Origin of the sequence: Faecalibacterium sp. Marseille-Q4896 (assembly GCF_017377615.1) — a bacterium.
Lineage (GTDB): Bacteria > Bacillota > Clostridia > Oscillospirales > Ruminococcaceae > Faecalibacterium > Faecalibacterium taiwanense.
In genome coordinates this window covers 45,518-64,293 of record NZ_JAFREG010000010.1, presented here as the reverse complement: position 1 = coordinate 64,293, position 18,776 = coordinate 45,518, and the positions used below count along the sequence as shown (strand labels likewise).

The 18,776-nt window shown below is 49.1% G+C and carries 13 protein-coding genes and 1 pseudogene; all 14 read right to left on the bottom strand.

Translation table 11 applies throughout. From position 1 onward, the window contains the following. Positions 1 to 35: 35 nt before the first annotated feature. The 14 genes and pseudogenes from J3348_RS12765 to J3348_RS12700 all read right to left on the bottom strand — a co-directional run bounded on the left by J3348_RS12765 (position 36) and on the right by J3348_RS12700 (position 18,773). Positions 36 to 1,034 carry a nucleotidyl transferase AbiEii/AbiGii toxin family protein gene (locus tag J3348_RS12765; RefSeq protein ID WP_005361105.1) on the bottom strand — a complete coding sequence of 333 codons (999 nt, stop codon included), beginning with the start codon at positions 1,032 to 1,034 and terminating at the stop codon, positions 36 to 38. Next, the gene (locus J3348_RS12760; RefSeq protein WP_207699106.1) at positions 1,031 to 1,648 is read right to left on the bottom strand and encodes a DUF6088 family protein; all 618 of its coding nucleotides are present in this window, start codon (positions 1,646 to 1,648) and stop codon (positions 1,031 to 1,033) included. Before J3348_RS12760 ends, J3348_RS12765 begins: the two co-directional genes overlap by 4 nt. Positions 1,649 to 1,815: 167 nt before the next feature. Beyond that, positions 1,816 to 2,298, bottom strand: coding sequence for a hypothetical protein (locus J3348_RS12755; RefSeq protein WP_025577932.1), 483 nt, complete (start codon positions 2,296 to 2,298; stop codon positions 1,816 to 1,818). A 62-nt stretch (positions 2,299 to 2,360) separates the two neighbouring features. Then, positions 2,361 to 7,271: a class B sortase gene (srtB, locus tag J3348_RS12750; protein ID WP_207699105.1), complete on the bottom strand. Its 4,911-nt coding sequence runs from the start codon at positions 7,269 to 7,271 to the stop codon at positions 2,361 to 2,363. A gap of 39 nt (positions 7,272 to 7,310) precedes the next feature. Continuing rightward, a complete protein-coding gene (locus J3348_RS12745) occupies positions 7,311 to 8,423 on the bottom strand; it encodes a DUF4366 domain-containing protein (RefSeq protein ID WP_207699104.1) in 1,113 nt (370 codons plus the stop codon). After that, positions 8,413 to 8,658: a DUF4315 family protein gene (locus J3348_RS12740; RefSeq protein ID WP_025577937.1), complete on the bottom strand. Its 246-nt coding sequence runs from the start codon at positions 8,656 to 8,658 to the stop codon at positions 8,413 to 8,415. The genes J3348_RS12745 and J3348_RS12740 overlap by 11 nt, the downstream gene beginning before the upstream one ends. Before the next feature lie 18 nt (positions 8,659 to 8,676). Next, positions 8,677 to 11,355 (bottom strand): CD1108 family mobile element protein, encoded by a 2,679-nt coding sequence (locus J3348_RS12735; RefSeq protein ID WP_207699103.1) that lies wholly within the window; start codon positions 11,353 to 11,355, stop codon positions 8,677 to 8,679. 33 nt (positions 11,356 to 11,388) lie between these two features. Next, positions 11,389 to 11,622: pseudogene (locus J3348_RS12730) on the bottom strand (conjugal transfer protein TraE); the annotation flags it as partial. Positions 11,623 to 11,785: 163 nt separating this feature from the next. Next, the gene (gene ltrA / locus J3348_RS12725; protein WP_002585010.1) at positions 11,786 to 13,666 is read right to left on the bottom strand and encodes a group II intron reverse transcriptase/maturase; all 1,881 of its coding nucleotides are present in this window, start codon (positions 13,664 to 13,666) and stop codon (positions 11,786 to 11,788) included. Between the two features lie 731 nt (positions 13,667 to 14,397). Continuing rightward, entirely contained in the window at positions 14,398 to 16,650 is a 2,253-nt protein-coding gene (locus J3348_RS12720; protein ID WP_207699102.1) for a VirB4-like conjugal transfer ATPase, CD1110 family, read from the bottom strand. Then, the gene (locus J3348_RS12715) at positions 16,550 to 16,984 is read right to left on the bottom strand and encodes a PrgI family protein (protein ID WP_207699101.1); all 435 of its coding nucleotides are present in this window, start codon (positions 16,982 to 16,984) and stop codon (positions 16,550 to 16,552) included. The genes J3348_RS12720 and J3348_RS12715 overlap by 101 nt, the downstream gene beginning before the upstream one ends. A 36-nt stretch (positions 16,985 to 17,020) precedes the next feature. Beyond that, a complete protein-coding gene (locus J3348_RS12710; RefSeq protein ID WP_227199217.1) occupies positions 17,021 to 17,767 on the bottom strand; it encodes a hypothetical protein in 747 nt (248 codons plus the stop codon). Next, on the bottom strand, positions 17,764 to 18,321 hold the full coding sequence (locus J3348_RS12705) for an MT-A70 family methyltransferase (RefSeq protein WP_005361089.1): 558 nt from the start codon (positions 18,319 to 18,321) through the stop codon (positions 17,764 to 17,766). The genes J3348_RS12710 and J3348_RS12705 overlap by 4 nt, the downstream gene beginning before the upstream one ends. Beyond that, positions 18,321 to 18,773, bottom strand: coding sequence for a SpoVG family protein (locus J3348_RS12700; RefSeq protein WP_064785871.1), 453 nt, complete (start codon positions 18,771 to 18,773; stop codon positions 18,321 to 18,323). The genes J3348_RS12705 and J3348_RS12700 overlap by 1 nt, the downstream gene beginning before the upstream one ends. Positions 18,774 to 18,776: the final 3 nt, after the last annotated feature.

Here is an 18,776-nt window from a genome sequence, read left to right as displayed (position 1 = left end):
TTAAAATAGCCGGCAAATAAACGGATATGTAATTGTTATAGTGTATTGATCTCTTTTTCCAGTTCCCGGACCGCTGCTATGACTGTCTCAAATGTCGGAACATCTCCATACAACATATCCTGCATAGAGTTATAGTCCGCTTCCAATGCTGCGAACCGGTATTCCGGCGGAAGTAATTTTAATGTGCCCGGCACAGCCTCCGGGTACTTCGCCCATGATCTGGGATAGAATTTCATTTTGAAATCTACAACTTTCTTCAGGAGGTCAAGCCTGGAAAAAGCAGCTTCTTTGACCGGTGTTGCAGCCATGCGGTAGAGATCATAATAATGTCTGGAATACCGCTGCGGCATTTCCAAATGTTCCGGTCTGTTCGCCTCATGGTGCAGGATTGTGGCTTTTTCCCAGAAGGTCCGTTCCGGGGCAACGGTAAGGATTGCAGTTTCTTTTTGCTCAAAAATCTTCGGATAATATTTTGCCGCGTATGGTTCGATCTGCGCTGTTTTTGCAGGAGTCCACGCTGCCAGCGCACCAATCTCTAAACGGATCACCTGTAAAGTCGCCGTATTCGTAAAAAGGTGCGGATAGGCGAAAATGACCGTCTGTTTATCCTTTTCATCTATGTAGACATTTGCTTCACAACCGATTTCCTGGGATAAGCCGGCTTTGACTGCCGGGCAGAATGTTTCGGACAGAAATACCTCCGCACGCGCATTGGCTTCTTTGTTAAAAGCATCCTGTTTTGTATTGGAACGTTTCTCCCATGGTTCATCTTTGCCATATCCCAATACACGCCAGTCCAGAATCAAATCAATATCTTCTGAAAACCGGCTGATCAGGTGAAAGGCTTTTGAAAGGCTGGTACCACCCTTAAAGGTGATGGACTCTTTCCATGGTGAGCGGTGAAATAAATAATCCAGCGTAAAACATACCCAAAAGTCTTTTTCCACGATGGCATCATTCAGCCCCATTTTATCTGCTGTATTTCTGAACAGCTCCCTGCGGTCGTTATCTGAAAGTCTTGCTATATTTCTCATTGTACCTTTTCACCTCCACAAATCTGCCGCATCGTATCGTAAACCCAATCCGTAGACTCTGTTGCTTCCTTCAAACAAGCCTGTTTATCCTTGTCTGTCAGTTTTTCGGAAAGCATCTGTATGACTTCTGGCGTAACATTCGATCTGCCAAGCGTTTTTAATGCCTGTATAACCAAACTTGTCATATAGGACAATCCGGTAATCTCCTTATTGGTCCGGTGCTTAAATTCCAGCTTTGTAGAGTTCCACTCGTAGGTCTTATATGGACCATCGCTGATATAGGACCATACTGCTGTTACCTGTGTTGAAAGACCTAACAGGTTCAATGCTGTATTCCCACATGGGGCAATCGTCCAGTGATAACTTCGTGCCAATGCGTTCGCCACCGCTTCCGGGTCTGCCGCCACATATTCATCCAGAAGTTTGCTATATTTTGGTTTTTCATAAACTCCTTTCAAAATACGGCGCAATGTTCCATCTTGAATAAGCCGATATAAAGCGGAGCGCACTGTATTTGTGTCTGCAATATCCGCAAAATCAGAAGTTGAAAAAACACTTCCTTCCTCCGCAGATAAAATCCTTTCACGAATTTCCTGCATATATCCTTTTGCCACTGATCTGCACCTCCTTTGCAACGAATATTATATACTATCCGTTGCATTTTTTCAATCATCTGAGGCTCCTATTTTTTAGTGTTCCCAAAAAAGAAGCCTCTGATACACAATAACAGAAGCAAAAGGTATTTGATTTGCAACAAATTTTATATATTTTCCGTTGCATTTTAAGCACTCGGCAGGTAGATCCAGTCGTGCATCAGGCACACGCTGGGTTCATCCTCCCTGGGAACCAGACGGTAGGTACATTCCCCATAGACCGTGCGTTTGTCCTCGATCTCCATGCCATAGGCTTTATAAAAGCGGTATTCCAGATTGGAGATAATACAGCGCAGGGTTTGCAGAGCCTCCCTCTGAGCTGATACGATCAGGTCACGGTCAATGCTGCGCTTCAAAAACAGCAGCGATTTGTAAAGCTGTACCTCTGTGCGGTAAGGGCGGCAGTCTTTCGTTTCCAGCCATCCGCAAAAAGCGACCGGTCCGCTCTGGATCACACTGCGGTCCGGGTGATAATACTCGTAGCAGTCCAGGTTTGCCGTATTCAGAAGATAGAGCATTTCCCGGACTTCATTTTCCGGCATGTCGTAAAACCGCAAAAGTGAGCGGTAAAGATGGACATAGCCGGGAATGGAAATAATGGTATTTACCATAAAATAAAATCCTCCTTGTAAACAGCAGGTGCGGGAGCTTTTGCCCCCGCACCGCCTAAAATCTATATTTCGTTATCTACTTTCACGAGTTTTCCCATGACAAGGAAGCGTCCTGTGCCGCCCGGCGTACAGGTAGAAAGGGTCAGTACCTTATCACTGCAGGTCACAGTCACATCACTTTCCACCGCGGAACGTTCCTTCATAGCTGTAAGCCAGGTAGTATAAGCACCGTCATCCTTCCAGGAAAGCTGCCAGGGAGAGGTTTCACTGCCGGATTCTTCCGGCTTTGCTGCAAACGCCGCAAAGATCTCCATGACATAACCACCCTTCGGAGTAACGAGATACATCTGCCTGTGGGTATCAAAGTAACTTTGTTCATCGTACCGGTTCAGCAGAGCAAACATGGAACCATCCCGCATATTATGACCATAAATGATCGTATTGCGGTCTGAAAAATCTGCCTGGTTTTCATAATCGGCAAACAGGCAGCCAACCTTGTTATAGGTTCCGTCATAAAGATGGTTCAGGTAATATTCGTTGTTGTCGGTCTGCGTTACCGGATAATTGAGCACCGTATCAGGAAGGGAAAGCCATCCGATGATGTCCGGTCCATTTTCACGGAGCGTTTCAAAGTCTACCGAAGGCAGGACAATATCGGTATCGTCCCGTTTTGGTTCTGTCGGATCGGGTGCCGACTCCGGGGAAGCTGTCTGCTCCGGCACTTCCACATATCCGGCAAGATCTCGATAGGCATCTTTACTCTCAGCATACTGGTTCAAGTCACGGAACACCAAAAAACCGCTGCCAAGAGCCACCAGAACGCAGAGTGAAAGGACAGAAACCCCGACAGCCGTTCTTTTCAGGGAAGTCCTGCTGTATTTTCCCTTTTTGAAATAATACACAGCAAATACGCTGCCGCCGATCAGTGCGGCTGCCAGCAGTCCGCCATACAGGAAAATATACGGATCATCCCCGGTCTGCGGTACCGGCTTTTGAGGGGTGGAAGGATTGGAGGGAACAGAAGGCTTTTCCGGGTTCTTTGGGTTATCCGGCTTTTCCGGTTTTTCATTAAAGAACTGGACCGTAGATGTCTGATCTGCCTTGATCTCCACCGTAGCGGCATCAGGAATGATGTAATCCTTGCTTGCCCGGTTTGCAACTTCTGTTACGGTATAAATACCGACACGAAGGCCCTTAACTTCAATCACGCCGGATTTTGGAGTGGTGAATGTCTCGCAGTAGGAGCCGTCCGCACTCTTAACCTCGATGGCAAAACCATCTTTGCGCCCGTCGCTGGAATCCTTTGTGATCTTTAAGTTGCCGCGGTAAGCCTCATTGGTAAATCCGTGCCCGGCTTCTCCATTTTCCACAACTGCGACCTGTCCATCTTCTGTGATGGAAAAATAGTGAGCGTTTGGGTCAGGCTGATAGCCCTCCGGCGCTTTGCTTTCTTTTATAAAGTAGCCGCCAGCCAGAAGGTTTTCCGCCGTATGATAGCCTGCATCGGTTTCTTTCAGCGTACCGATCTTTTGATCGTCAGGGTCATATTCCTGGTTGGCGTTGGAATCCGCATACAGGTCGAACACCGCACCGGGCAGGAAACGCAGGAAAGAATTCTTGTCTTTCTTATCCTCCTTTTCCACAGGGGAAGGTTCTTCCACAGCTTCGGTTTTAGTTACCTGCACACTGCCGCGGATCAGGGTGTTTTCCACACGGATCTCAATATGCTGTCCGTCTGCACCGATATATACATGGTGCTGCTGCGGGCTTACCGTATAAAGGTCAGGGGCAGAGATCTCCTTGACGATCCAGTGTCCGTAAGGAATGTTCTCAAAGGAAAAACTGCCATCTTTTCCGGTAACAGCAGTACGCAGCGCATTTTCTTCAGTAAATTTTTCGGTATCAGGTCTAAACAGTCCCATGAGCGCACCGGCCAGCGTGACATCTTCGCCGCCTTCCGGGTTTTCCCCAACTTTTACACCGTCTACATGCCCGCGGAGAAGTTCATTGGAAACAGCCTCGCCTTCATTGACAAGGATCTGTACCAGGGCGGTTTCCTGTCCGGCATATTCAAAGACGACCGGATATTCCTGATCCGAAAGGATATAGGCGCCGTTGGTCGTGCGTTCCTTGACATAATAGCTGCCAAAAGGCAGGTCGGAGGCGAAGGAAGCGCTGTAACCGCCGGATTCCTCAGACGAAACAGAGACCACTTCCAGAAGTCCACCTGCCGGGATCACGCTGCCATCTGCCGCCGTCAGGTCTGCGGAAGCATAAAGTCCAAAGGAAATATCCTTATATTCCTCGTTCATGCCAAGACCGAACAGGTCATCGGTCTCCATTGCCTTGAAAAGTGTGACATCCACTTTCTGTCGTTCGTCATAAAGACCTGTTGCTGCCTGTGTGACCTCCACGGTCTCACCCACATAGGTCAGTTCCACATATTCCGGTTGAGGATTCAGCACACAACCGGAAGGAGCCTGACGTTCCTCCAGACGGTAACGGCCAAGATAGAGAAGCCCGCTTTTCGCTGTGCCGTCCTCGCCGGTCGTAAGGGTTTCCACAACCGTATCTTTTTCTGCCCGCAAAGTACCGTCACCGGTATAAATATCTTCATCTGCGATCACGTCATAGACCGCTCCGGGAAGCCCGGCAGCCTCATACACCGGCTGGTACAGTCCATCGTTTTCCTGGACAGAAGCAAATACTTCTCCGGTCTTTTTGATGGTAAGCTGGCCTTTCTGCGGCATATTGTACTGCGTGACCGTCACAACCGCCTCGCTGCCGTCAATGGTAAACGGTACCGGCTGATCGGAAAGCACATAGCCATAAGGGGCAGCCACCTCATAAAGTTCATAATCCCCGGCGGCCAAAGGCTCCGGCAGCATCAGCCAGCCCTCGTCAGAAACATAGAAGGTATCCAGTGTTTCCGGGTTCGGATAGTAGACGGTCTGGGTGATAAATTCCCCAGTGGAAAGATTCTTGATCTGAAAACCGGTTCCGGTCACAGGGATAATCTTTCCGGTCTCTGCGTCACATTTTTCAACTTTCAGACGGGCTGTGATGGTGCGGTTGTTCAGGATATAGCTGTAAGTCTTTCCGTCAGAGGAAATGAATACCGTAAAGTCCGGGACAAAGGCTTTGCCTTCCTCGCCTGCGATCTGATGGACCGTATAATGCCCATAAGGAAGCGGTTTACTGGAAGCAAAACCATCCGCATCCGTGGTAAGAAGGTCACGTTCACTTTCCTTTGCCGCGTCATAGCTTCCGGCTGCCTTTAAGTAAACTTCAAAGACTGCGCCTGCTTCCGGGCGTTCGATGATACCGGCATTGGGATCGTCGGTATTTTCGCCCTCAGGCACATCCGGGTCCAGGTCATCGGTGTGCTTGACAAGCTGGATATTTCCGTAAATAACCGTTTCCGTCACCTGGTTTTCTGTGGTATTGAGTTCCACTTCATACAGGGAAGGGGATGCACCCACTTCATAAATGGTTTCATTCAGAAGATACCCGGTGCTCGGTTCGATCTCCCGGATCGTCCAGCCATCCCCGCATACATAATAGCGGGTCATAAAGCTGCCATCCGGCCCGGTAGTATAAGTGTCGATCAGTTCGCCATCACGGAAGATCCCATAGGTCGCCCCTGCAAGCGTGGCATCCCCCTGAGCATTTCCGGTGTCAGCATCACTCTTTACCACATGGACGCGGAATTTCTTCAGGATATTGCTGAAATGTACCGAAGAAGTCTGCCCGCTTTCAATGGTCACGTACTGTGCGGAAGGGGTCACATAGCGATCCACCGGAAGTTCTTTTACCAGATAGGTTCCCGGCAGGAGCTTCTTTTCAATCTGACCGTTTTCTCCGGTCGTAACTTCCTCATTGACTTCATTTCCCAAAATGTCCGTACCGGAGATATGGAAGGTGATACCGGAAACAATGCCGTCCTCACTGGTCTTGACAAGTTTTGCGGTACCGTAAGTTTCCGTTTTGATTTTTACAAAGAAGGAAACCGGATCGCTGGCGCCGGTCATCATGGTCTGGTAGCCGGGTCTGCCCCAGATCAGCATGTCGTTTGCCACCGGGATATTCTTTCGGAATTCAAACAGCACCGGGTCCATCATCATCTGCCTGCTGGTAAAGGTGTATTCATTTCCGTTTCTTGTCACAGAAACGCCGCTGCCTTTCAAAGCCTCCAGGTCGATCTTCAAGTTGTTGGTATCTGTGACCGTCAGGGTATAGACCTTTTTTTCTACATCCCATTTCAGTTCCAGTTCCGGTGCTTCGCTTTTCTTAGAAGAAGTAAAGGAAGGTACTGTGGAATGGGAAGCGACCTGTGCAAGAATCCAGTCATAGGCTTTTTCTGCCGGTCGTCCGGCGATCACGCTGAAATACTGGTCGGCGTCTGCGTGGCCGTTTCCGTGGCGGCTGTACGGATCGCTTCTAAGTTGCTGCTGGTATTCCCAAAGGATGATCTGGGTTGCCATCTTATAGTCATCCTCGTTGATTCCGGAAACAGGGAGCGCCGCACCGGGTTTCCAGCCATAGATCGCAGTCAGGGTGATCCCCCTCCTTGCCTCGGCAGGAAGCAGGTTCAGGTATTGGCTGTTGGTCCCGCTTTCCGAAACATAGGTATTTTCCGAAGTATGGTAAGGAATCCCGCTCTCCACACAGTAAACCTGGTGGCTGATCCCGTCAGAATCCGTCAGCATATAGTGCCGGTAAGCATTGCCCCCGGAACTGGTGTGTACATCGATGGTTCCGTCTGCATGGTAGGCAAGATAGGTGTAAGGCGCCGGGGCACGGTAGTGGTTCCCATCAGAGCCCACATACTGGTCGCCCAGCCAGGAGCTTGCCGTCTGTCCGACAGACATGGCAAAAGCCTGAGCCGGAAGAAACCCCAAAATGCTTGCCATACAAAGCAAAAACGCCAACAGCTTGCGAAAGCCGCGGCGTCTGGTTATGATATGTTCCATGAAAAAATCCTCACTTTCATAAAATCTAAAAGGACAGCCTTATTTGCTGTCCTTGTCGTCAAAATCATCCTCGGAAAGATATTCCGGTTCCCCGTATGCCTCATCCGGGTCAAAGCCTTCGCCATAACCGTCATCCTCAAATTCCGCATCGTCCTCGGCCTGCTGTTTCGGACGCACGATTTTTACATAGTAACCGATCCCGCCGACCGCAAGTAAGGCAGCAAGGATAAACAGGATCGTGCCGACGCTGCCGGTTTCTTTCCTCGGCTTTTCCGGTTCTGCCGGTTTTTCAGTTTCCGCCGGCTTTTCTTTTCCTTTGCAGCCATTTAAGTCATTTTTGCAGACCGGACAGCCGGTATTAACCTTTCCTGCCTCACATTTTTCTGTGCAGTTGCAGCTTTCTTCCTGGGGAATCATGCTCATGCTGCCATTGTTCTTTTCTGCAAGCGCCATCAGGTCGGACTCTGTGACGCCGTTTAAGAAGTAGACATTGTTATCTTCCCGTTTCCCGTCGATCACCAGATAAAAGACATTGCCCGCGTCCGTAGTGATGGTGTAAAACTGCTTTTCCCCATCCGTACCGCTGATGTTGTCCTGTACCGTTCCGGTGCCTTCCGGGGTAAATGCACCTTCCGGGATCGCAGAAGTATTTTCCTGCTGTCCGGTACTGTTATCTGAACCGGAAGAATTTCCGCCGCCGGAAGGGGTTGCAGCGTTTGAGCCGGAAGGTTTTTCTTCCTTAGGCGGTTTTGTCTGTGTACCGGACGGACTCTGGGGTGCTGCCGTAGCAGGTTTCTTTTCAGGAGCCGGTTCTTTGTAATACGGATTATCCAGCTTTACCACATCAGAACGGTTGCCGGCATAATCTTTTGCGTATATGCTTACCTGTTTTTCTGTTCCGGCATAATCTTTCAGTGCGACCGACGCTTTCCCGTCGGTGAGGGAGTTGATACGGTTTTCATCAACAAAGACCGCCTCCACGCCGGATAGATCGTCACTGCTTTCTATTTTCAGGGCATCGCCCTCCATGGAAGCAGTCAGCGTTGGCGGTGTGGTGTCTTTGGAACCGCCGGCATGAGCCGTTACAGGTAATGCGCTGACACTTACAAGAAGCGTAAGCGCCAGCAGCAGGGAAAGTTTTTTAAGCCTCATGCACATCCTCCTTCTCCTGCGGTAAAACAGTTTCCGAAGGGGCTGCCTGCTGTGATTTCAAAAAATCCGCAAGCTGCTGGGGCGTCAGTTTGAAACTGCGCGCCACCGCTACATAATCGGTATTTTCCAGCTCTGTTTTCTGTTCCTCCAGCTTATGGAGCTTTGCCTGCATTTCCGCAATCTTTGTTTTGGTCTTTTCAATTTCCTTTTCCAGTTTTTCAATTTTAGGATTCAATTTATTACCTCCAATCTGTTAAGGCAGACGCCCAAATGTATAAAAATGCTGCTGCCAGTAGCTTGTATTGATGTTTGCATAAGAAATCGGGTCTCCACAGTGGATCATCATTCCATTTCCCACATAGATCCCTACATGGCTTGCGCCGCTGGTGTTGTAGGTCCCCTGGAAGAAGATCAGGTCGCCCGGTTTTGCATCCGCACTTGATACCGGCGTACATACACCTAAAAGACCATCCGCGGTCAGCCTTCCGAAATTCCAGCCAACGCCGCAGTTGTTGATCACCCAGGACACATAGCCGGAACAGTCAAAGGAAGTGGAAGGGCTTGCGCCTCCCCATACATACGGATAGCCAAGATATTTTTCCGCCTCGGCCATCATTGCGGCAAACTGTTCATCCGCAAGGGCTTCCGGTGGAATGTCATAATCGAAGTAGTTTCCTGTGCCGCCTGAACCAACTTCCGGCAGGTGCCGTTCGCTGGTATCGCCGGTATCGGCAAAATACAGGGGATTCAAATACTGGCCGTCAACCAGGACTTCTAAGTGCAGGTGGGCCCCGGTAGAATTTCCGGTATTCCCGACCTTTGCGATCACATCCCCGGCTTTGACCTCCTGCCCGGCAGAAACAAGGATCTGGGAACAGTGCCCGTATTTGGTCGTCAGGGTATGTCCTTCGTATGCCTCGCCTTCAATAGCGACACACAAGCCATAACCGCCGGCATTTCCCGCAAGGGTGACCGTTCCGTCATGCCCGGCAAGGATCTCTGTGCCCTCCGGCATCCCGATGTCCACACCGGTGTGATAGTTCTTTTCCCCACTGATGGGATGTACCCGGTAGCCGTAATAACTGGTCACATAAGGGAGCCAGTTGGTGCCAAAGACATTTTTGACATACTGGCGGTTTCCTTTTGTCTGCAGCAGGATCTCGCAGATCTCTTTCTGGTCTGCGTTCATCCGGGAAACGACCAGGTTTTCTAGAGGTGTGACTGTGAGCTTGACATTTAAGATGCGCCATTCATAAGGCACTTCCTCCTGGGTTTCTTCCCCGGTTTCCGGATCAACGGAAGTTTCGGTGCGGTAACGGATCTCGGTTTCTTCTGAAAAGGACAGGGTATATTGTTCCTGGAAAAGCTGCCGCAGCACGCTTTCCACTTCATCGTAAGTAAATCCCTGATAAGCAGAAGTCAGATACCCCATCAGCACATACGGGTCATGCTCGATTGCGCCCAGGTTATACCGGTATTCGTCATAGCCGGGGCGGTCTGATTCCACCCGGTCTATTTCCATTTGCAGATCCGTTTCCCATTCGGTATAGGTAAGCTCCGCCTGGTTGATGTCCTGATCATCTGCAAGATAGGTAGAAGCAGCCAGACTTCCCAAACCGCCGGTCCCGATATTGGAGAACGTGGAAAACAGGGATGTGATCAGGAAAATTACCAAAAGGAGAAGCAGGAGGACAAGGCAGATTACAGGGTGCCGTTTGACCGCATGGACAATACCGACGCTGACCCTCTCTGTTGCGACTGCGGCATTTTTTGCCTGTTTCCCGGCTTCACGGGCAGCCTTGGCATACTGCCTTTTCAGTTTTTGTTTCTGCCATATCCGGGCAATCGCATGTTTCTTCAGCTCCGGGTGGTCGCTAAGAGCCTGCCGGTAAGCAAGTCTTGCGTTTGCTTTTGCTGATTTTTGCTGTAATTTCGCTGCCTTTCGGTAGGGGGCAGTTTTATGCCGGTGATATGCCGTGCGAAGCCCTGCCTCGCCCACAAGTTCAGAGCGGTGGGCTGCCTTGATGCCCACATTTTCATCCTCTGCCTCATAAATCTTTTTATGAGCGTAACCAATGGCAGTATTGGCGCCCGCCTTGACCGGACGCAGGGGTACAGGTCCTTTTACATGGACCTTTTGGGATTTGACCTCCTTTTCAAATTTTAAGTGTTTTTTGGCTTTTCCGGTCTCCGGGTCGGAAACCGTCTCCATGCGCAGTTTCTTCCGGGCAGGTAGACGATTTTGCGCCTGCTCTGCTTTTTGTGCAGTCCGTTCCGCCTTCCGTCTTGCATGGGTGAGCTTTTTATCCTTTGTCTCCGGCGGTAGTTCATCCGCAGTAAATTCCAGCTTGGATGTTTTCGGCGGTTCGCTATCCACACCCTTTTCCTTTTGTGCTGCCTGTTCCTCCGCCTGTGCCGCTTCCTGAAAACGCTGCTGATATTTGTTCCCATGCTGATGTGTCCGATAACGATGTCCCTGACCGGATCTGTCTGTGCCGCTCGGTGGGGCTGATCCTTCGGAAGAAGGTGCATATTGTCCGGTATCATGGTCTGTCACATCCTCTGTTACAAAAGAACGCCTGGAAACCTCCTGCCGGAAATTGCTTCGTCCGTTGTCCTGTGTCGGGGACTCTGTTCCGGTAGCATCCGGTATCTCAAAGCGATCCGAAAAAACATCCAAAGCGGCCGCATAAGCATCGCCCTGTTCCAGCAAGGACACCGGTGTTTCCGGTGATAGCTGGGAAAATTCCGTCTGTACAGGGATGTCCTGCCTGTGTGTCTTGCCGTTGACAGAAGAAGGGGTGTCCCGTGCCCTGCGCAGGTCAAAATCCTGTTCGGTCTGCCTGGCTGCCGGTTGATCTTCCCCGTGGGAATCACGCACCGGCATCCGGGTATCTTTGCGCTTTCTTTGAAACTCCCTGTCGTGTGCCATTGTTCTCACCTCCGATCCATTTTAATTTTTGTCTCACGCTTTGGTCCCCGCTATTTCATCCGGTCTTGTGGTAAGCACACTGTACAACAGTGTGTCCTTCGGGAAGTGGTCCACAAAGGGGATGATCACATTTCCAAAGAACAAAAGCCCCTCGCCGGGACCGGAATGGGTCACATAGGAAAGCTGGTGCGGGGAGATTCCCAGCTGCTTTGCCAAAATCTGACGGTCTCCCTGGGCCTGGTTGAGCATATAGATAAAGTCCGAGTTCTATAGTGATAGGTAAGCCCCTGATATCATCTCAGGCTTTTCCCCCACTTCACACCGTGCATGCGACTTTCACCGCACACGGCGTTCCATCGGTTAGTAGATTTCGTTGTCTAAACAATCAAACCTGTCATAGAAATACTGTGTTGTGTTGATTAGTGAGAGATTAGATTAACGGCAGAGACGCCAACTCACGGAGCGTATTTACCTTTTTGAGCTGGCTCTTGTCAAGCTGTAGGAGTTCCAAATATTTTGCGATTGTATCTGCATTGATGGCATGAATCAACTTGTGTACAGAATCCTTCACTAAAATAAGATTCCCATAGGAATCATCGCCTCCAAGATACCGGGGCAGTTTGTGATGACAGTGAATCTCATGTGTACTTGAGAATTCTTCACCGGTAACAGCACATTTTCCCCATTGAGCAGAGAATAGTGATATTCTGTTATCTGCATATTCCGCGCTATAGCCATAGGGTGGCTTCCGCATAAGCGAGAGCAGAATGGCCATATTGATTCGTAGGTTATTGTGAATGCCTTCCCGCCCCTCTGGAGTGTAGTAATTCCATGTTTTTTTACGGAATAAAGGATTCTTGTGTTGCGTGTAGCCAATAGGATATACTGGCTCATTTGTGCCTGCAACATATCGCATCATTTTGGATTTTCCAAATCGGCTTCTTTCAAACTCAGTCAATTCCCGTCCGGTTTTAACCAATCGATTCCCGTTACGGGTACTAAGCCTATTTGTGAGCAGTGTCATAACTGCACGATTTAGTATTGCGCAATCATGGTTGATATGGGTGGCAATGCAGTAATAATTCTGCATTCCTGTGACCATACTGTTATAGAGCCTGATTTCACCCTGTTCTCCATAGATTTTTCGGGGATGGACAATCCGTTTTGCCTGTGTTTTCAGCTTCTGGCGCTTGTGGTCAAAATTCTTATCAGCGATGTATGAAATTACCACCAGCTTGTTGCCTTTCCTGTGAACTTTCATCTTGAACCCAAGGAAGTCTGAGTAATGATTTCTGACATTGATAATCCTTGTTTTCTTTTCTGAGATTTCCAGTTTCAGCCTTTCTCTTAACCACTGTATAACTGCGTGCATTGTCCGTTCAGCAGTATCTTTCGTTCTACAGTAAATCCGAAAGTCGTCCGCATATCGAACAATGAACATCTCTTTGAGGTTGGACTTTTTCGCCTGTCTGTACCCGTTTTCAGGTCTGACATTTCTTTTGCATATCGGACTCCATTGCCATTGGCTTTCAACCCAGTGGTCGAGTTCGTTAAGAACGATGTTTGCAAGGAGTGGAGAAATGATTCCACCCTGTGGTGTTCCCTTATCAGGCGTAATAAATGTTCCGTCCTCAAGTTTTATCTGTGCTGTCAGTATTCTCCGAAGCACAAATATAAGCGCCTTATCGTGAATCCCCATTGCCCAAATCTGCCGAATCAGCTTTGCATGGTTCACATTGTCAAAAAATCCTTTAATATCGAATTCAATGACATAGTGCAGGTTTGCTTGCTGTAACAGTTTATAACTTCTGGCAATAGCGTTTTCTACGGAATGGTTCGGTCTAAAGCCATAGCTGTTCTCACTGAACTTAGCTTCACATACCGGCTCCATTACCTGCTTAATACATTGTTGGATTAACCTGTCCCAGATGCATGGAATGCCTAAGGGTCTTGTCTTGCTCGGGTCGTATGGCTTCGGTATCTCCTTTCGCCTGACTGGCTTAGGACGATAACCATGCTCACTTCCGTTTACAATAAATCTCACTTTTTCAACTACTTCATCAGGGGAGCACTTTCCAATGTCCCTGATTGTGAGTTTATCTGTTCCACACGTTTTACTTCCTGTGTTTTTCTTGATATTTCTGTATGCCAGCAGAATGTTTTCCCTTTGAAGGACGATAGACATGAGGTCTGTAAACACCTCACCATTCTTACTGGCAGCATATAGATTATCGAAGGTATCTTGCATTCCGTAATACTCGTTATGTCGCAGATTTTCCTCACATAGCAGTTGTTTCTTTTTTCTGGTCATAAGGCATCACTCTCCTTTCGCGGGAAAGTGTCCCTTTTTGTCTTACTCGTAATCCTTATACGATTGAATGACAACAATAGTTTCTAACCGACTAAAGCCCATTCCTCAAGCCCGCCTTTTTCGTTGGGCTGTCATAGGTTCGAGCTTCGCTTTTCAGCACAGATTAAGCGGCTTATATGATTCGTCCGCAGATTGCTTATGAGCAACTCTGTACCTTTCCACGTTCCGATAACCCTATCTGTACATATATCCTTAGGTGTCCGCTATAGTCCTGTCAGCTTGATTGTGCCTGCAACACAATACGGAATTTCATATTTTCGATTTTTACTTTACCGCACTGACCCACATTTAAGTGTCCGTACATTTCTATACGGTAAACATCTAGACCCGTACATTCGCGGTTTTCGTCAGTCCGTCGTAGACATTCTCACCATAGATATTTTATAGACTCCCGGCGTGTCATCTGCATACAGTACCTCTACTGCACTTTCGTCAGCCGTGTTGCCACGCTGTTACGACAAACTTCCGCCGACTTTATCGAGCTCCAGACTCCAGCCATTACAGCCGAAGCCGGTCGAAGTATCAGAGTAGGCATTTCAGGGCGTTACTCCTTCATTCTACCTATCGGGTTATCAGTTGTTGCTCATCCCTGCCGAGATAAGCCCGACGCTTTTAGCATCACATGGCCATAAGTCTATGAAGTATTACCCTCATAGCGTGATGTTTGTGCGTCAACGTGTCGCACCAAAAATATTTTCGATCTCACGGGAAGCCAGAAGGTCCTTGACATTCTGCGTTAAACCTGATGGGATTCCGCCCCATTTACGGAAGCGTTTCCAGATCTCCACGCTGAAACTTCCTGTCTGCCCTTTCAAAAGAAGATGGAATTCGTCGATATAGAACCAGGTTGTTTTATGTTTGGAGCGATTGGCCGTGACACGGTTCCACACCGCATCCTGCATGATCAAAAGCCCGATTTCCTTTAAGGCTTTTCCCAGTGACTTAAGCTGGAAACACAGTACCCGGTGTTTATCCATCTGGATATTGGAACGGTGGTTGAACACGTTAAGGGAACCATTGACATAGATTTCCAGCGCCGTTGCGATATTCTGTGCCTCCGGTTCAGACTGTTTCAAAAGCAGCTCGTAAAGATCACCTAAGATCGGCATATTTTCCGGGCACGGGTCCTGCAGGTATTCCCGGTACACCAGTCTGGTACAACGGTCGATGATCGTCCTTTCAATGGGGGAAAGTCCTTCTTTGCCGCCGATGATAAGGTCACACAGCGACAGGATAAAATCACTTTTCAAAGTGATCGGGTTTTCATCATCGGAATAGTCCAGATTGATGTCCATCGGGTTGATGTAGTTCGTGGAAGTAGGGGAAATATCAATGACCTGCCCCTGGGAACCGAACTGCTGTACCAGCGGCCCATACTCATTTTCCGGGTCGGCGATAATGATGTCGTCCTCCGTCAGAAGGAACACATTGACGATCTCACGCTTGGCAGAGAAAGATTTGCCGCTTCCTGGGGTACCGAGAAACAGCCCATTGGGGTTTTTCAGCGTTTTTCTGTTCGCCATGATCAAGTTATTGGAAAGGGCGTTCAGGCCGTAATACAACGCCTCGCCCTCCTGGAACAATTCACAGGTGGTAAACGGTACAAAGATCGCTGTGCTGCTGGTCGTAAGCCCGCGCTCAATTTCAATCTGGTTCGTACCAAGAGCAAGCGAGGACATAAGCCCCTGTTCCTGCTGGTAATCCAGCCGTTTTAAGGCACAGTTGTATTTCTGTGCCACACCCGAAGCGGCAAAAATATCATTGAACAGCTTTTGGCGTTTGGCAGCGATATTTTCCACCAGTACCGTCACAAGGAACATGCGCTCATTGCGGCTCTGTAAATCCTGCAAAAGATTTTTGGCTTCTTCTCCATAGGTGGCAAGGTCGGTGGGAATGATGTCCATGTCATACCCAGATCGGACCGCTTTCTTTTGTTCCTCAATGGTCATTTTCTGCAGGTCCGACATTTTACGCTTGATGTTTCGGATCGCCTGCGCCTGGTCGATAGACTGGATATGCAGGTTGACGGTCACGGCGTCGTTTAAGTCAAGAAGATCCGCTAAAAGCCGGTCGGTAAGCTCCGGCGCCAAAATCTGCAAAAAGGAGACAGCACCGGAATGATCGCCTACCCGGAATGTCTTTCCATCCTTTGAAAAAGACAGCCCGGATGGGGAAATGAAGTCTTTGGTAGAAAGACCGGTCTTAGGCAGATCCGACCACTGGAAATGAAACTTTTCCTGACCGTCCGGGTGAAGCTGGCTGTGAAGAAGCTCCAGACGTTCCAGTCCGTTTAAGGATCTTGCCTGGACTCCAAGGGTCTTGAAATTTGCCAGCACATCCGTTTCAATGCGTTCCAGACGCATTTTCGCAGTACGCAGGTCATCTGCCTCGATCCCAAAGGTAATGTATTTACGTTTGGTGAGACCGTTATTTCCTTTCTGCAACTGGTTCTTTAACATATCCCCGTATTCCCTGCGGATTCCGTCATACTCGTCGCCGCGGGGAGGGATGTCAATGCTTCTGGTAAAATCCTGCATATTGGCCCGCTGGTTGATAAAGGTAAGCTGCACATGGATCGAGGCGTCGAAGTAATTTAAGAAATCGCAGTAACCCTCGAAGATCTGTGCTTTATCATCTGCCTGTGCAAGCTGATAGTTAATATCAAAAAACTGCACCGTTTTGGTGTAAAGGGTATCAGTCAGCCGGCAGATCCCATCCCGGTACATTTCACGGTAGGGAATGCTCTGCTGGACCGTCTGCGGGGCATCTGCTTTCAGCCCGGCAAAAAAGCCGCCTTTTTTAGACGGCTTGGAACGGGCAGACTTAGTTTTGCCCTGCTTTGCATCGGCTCTGGTCTTTTTGGCCTGCCTGATGTTTTTTTGCAGACGCTTTTCCTGAGCTTCCTGCTGCTTGTTTTTTGGCAATCTTTGTAACCTCCTTCTTTGACATAGATTTATACAGGTTATCCGTCCTGTATGGACGGTCCTTCGGCCAGAGCTTATAACGGAGCCGGTTCTTCAAGATCTTTTCTGCCGGCTGCCCGTCACGCTCATACATGGCGAAGAAGAAAAAGGGCATCATCAGCCCGATCATCAAAAGTACAGCCGCCGAGTTCCCGATCGCCCTGCGGGTAAAGAAATACACCGGAAGGCCGACAAGCCCGGCAAGGCTGAAACAAATAAGCTGGCGCTTCGTCAGATTGAAGGCCAGCTTGGTCTTAACTTTGGTTAAATCCTTTGGTACAGGTACATAAGGCATCTATACACCTCCCATCGTAATATAGTTTCCGGTCCATTAGCGTGCACCAAAATCGCGTACCGCTTTCTCCGCAGCCGGACATTCCCGCACTTCCTGAGCCGCATTTTGCAGCCGTGCCAGGACAGAAACAGCCGGTCCTCTCTGACACAGGTATTCCTGGCTGTCTCGGATTCCGGCAATATTTTCCCGAATATCCATATCCACGTCGAACACATCCGAAACTGGCAAAAGCCAACGGTCTGCAAAGTATTTCAAAGGATTCTCAAGCGCCAGCACATCATCCAGCATTTCATCCCCGAACTCAAACTTTGTTGTCAGATAGGAATACGCCTCCTGCATGGCTGTAATTTCAGCAGCTTTTTCAATTAAGGATTCCTTATCCTTTGACATAAGGCTTTCCCGGTAGGCAAAGTAATTCTGTCCCAGTCGTTTCATCAGGAGCGTATATTTGTCCTGTGCGGAAGGCTCGCTTGTGAAATGTTCAAATTTTTGCTCTGCATCAATTTCTTTGAGAAGATCGCAGATCGGGAAACTGTGTTCATGGTTATTTTCTTCCCAGCACCATCGGGCTACATCCAACGGGTCCTGAAAAGAAAGAAGTGCCTCTACTTCCGCCGGAGTAAATACATGCTCAACCTTCAGATAATAGTGGAGTTCCGAAAGTCCCTGCAACTCGTAAATGCTGCCGATGTTCTGTGCATCCAGCATATCCGCATGAACCTTCAAACACTCGTCCAGCCGTTCCATAAGCAGCCGCTTTGCATCTTGTTCTATCAAAATCACCCCTTTCGCTCCGGCATAGTCAGCGTACAGTTCACTTCATTGCCCCATACATCCCAGCCGGGAGTCTTTTGTCTTGCAAACAGTTCCACTCTGGGCTGATCGCCCATGAGTTTTACGATCTTATCCCGCACCTCGTCCGGTTTCTTGCTGTGCTGCTCAATATGGGAGATCACAAACTGATGGATTCCCGCACACTGGCGTTTCGGACGGCCTCTGGTTGCCAGCAGGCAGACCTCCGCGTTTGAGCGGGTCCAAAAGCCCATGCCATAAAACCAGCTATCCGCTTTCCGGTTCTGTTTGAGCCATAGAAAAGCCAGCGTTTTATATTTGAACCCCCAGGCGTCGATCACCCGGAAGGCTTCATTGAGCTGTGGGAAGGTCGCCCACAGAAAGAGGGCGCTGTCTTTTGCGGCAAGTTCCGATACCGGCAGGGCACAGATTTCTTCAATGCTCATTGTGGGGTAATGGTTTTCCGCAACGCCGCTTCCATGTTTCCTGTCATAATGCCAGGGCGGATCGGCATAGATAATGCCGTACTGTTTCGTTTCCGGCATTAGCGAGCCTGCTCATTCTTAGATGGGGCAGGTTTAGTCGGCTGTTCTTTGACCTTACCGGCATTTTCCTTCAATGCACCGGTCAGGGAAGGCTTTTCCGCAGCTCCCTTTGTTGCTTCAAGAGTTGCCTGCAAATTTTCAATAGCCTGCCCGTACCCATCGATCAGGGCATCGTTGAGCTGCTTGCGGAACTCTGCCGTAACCGGCCAGCAGACATCTTTCCAGTTGCCTCCCTTATCCTGGGTTGCGGGCATATTGACATACAGCCCCTTTTCACTGGAACAGATACGGAAACCGTCAATCTTAAAGCATCCGCCAATCGTAACATTGGCAAACGCCAGCAGGTTTCCCATTGGGGCGATCGGACGCACGCGGACATCCAGCTTCATGCCGTTTGCCATTTCCGGCGTCTGTGTCTCCGGCGCCATTTTTTCTGTATTGGTTTTACTCATATA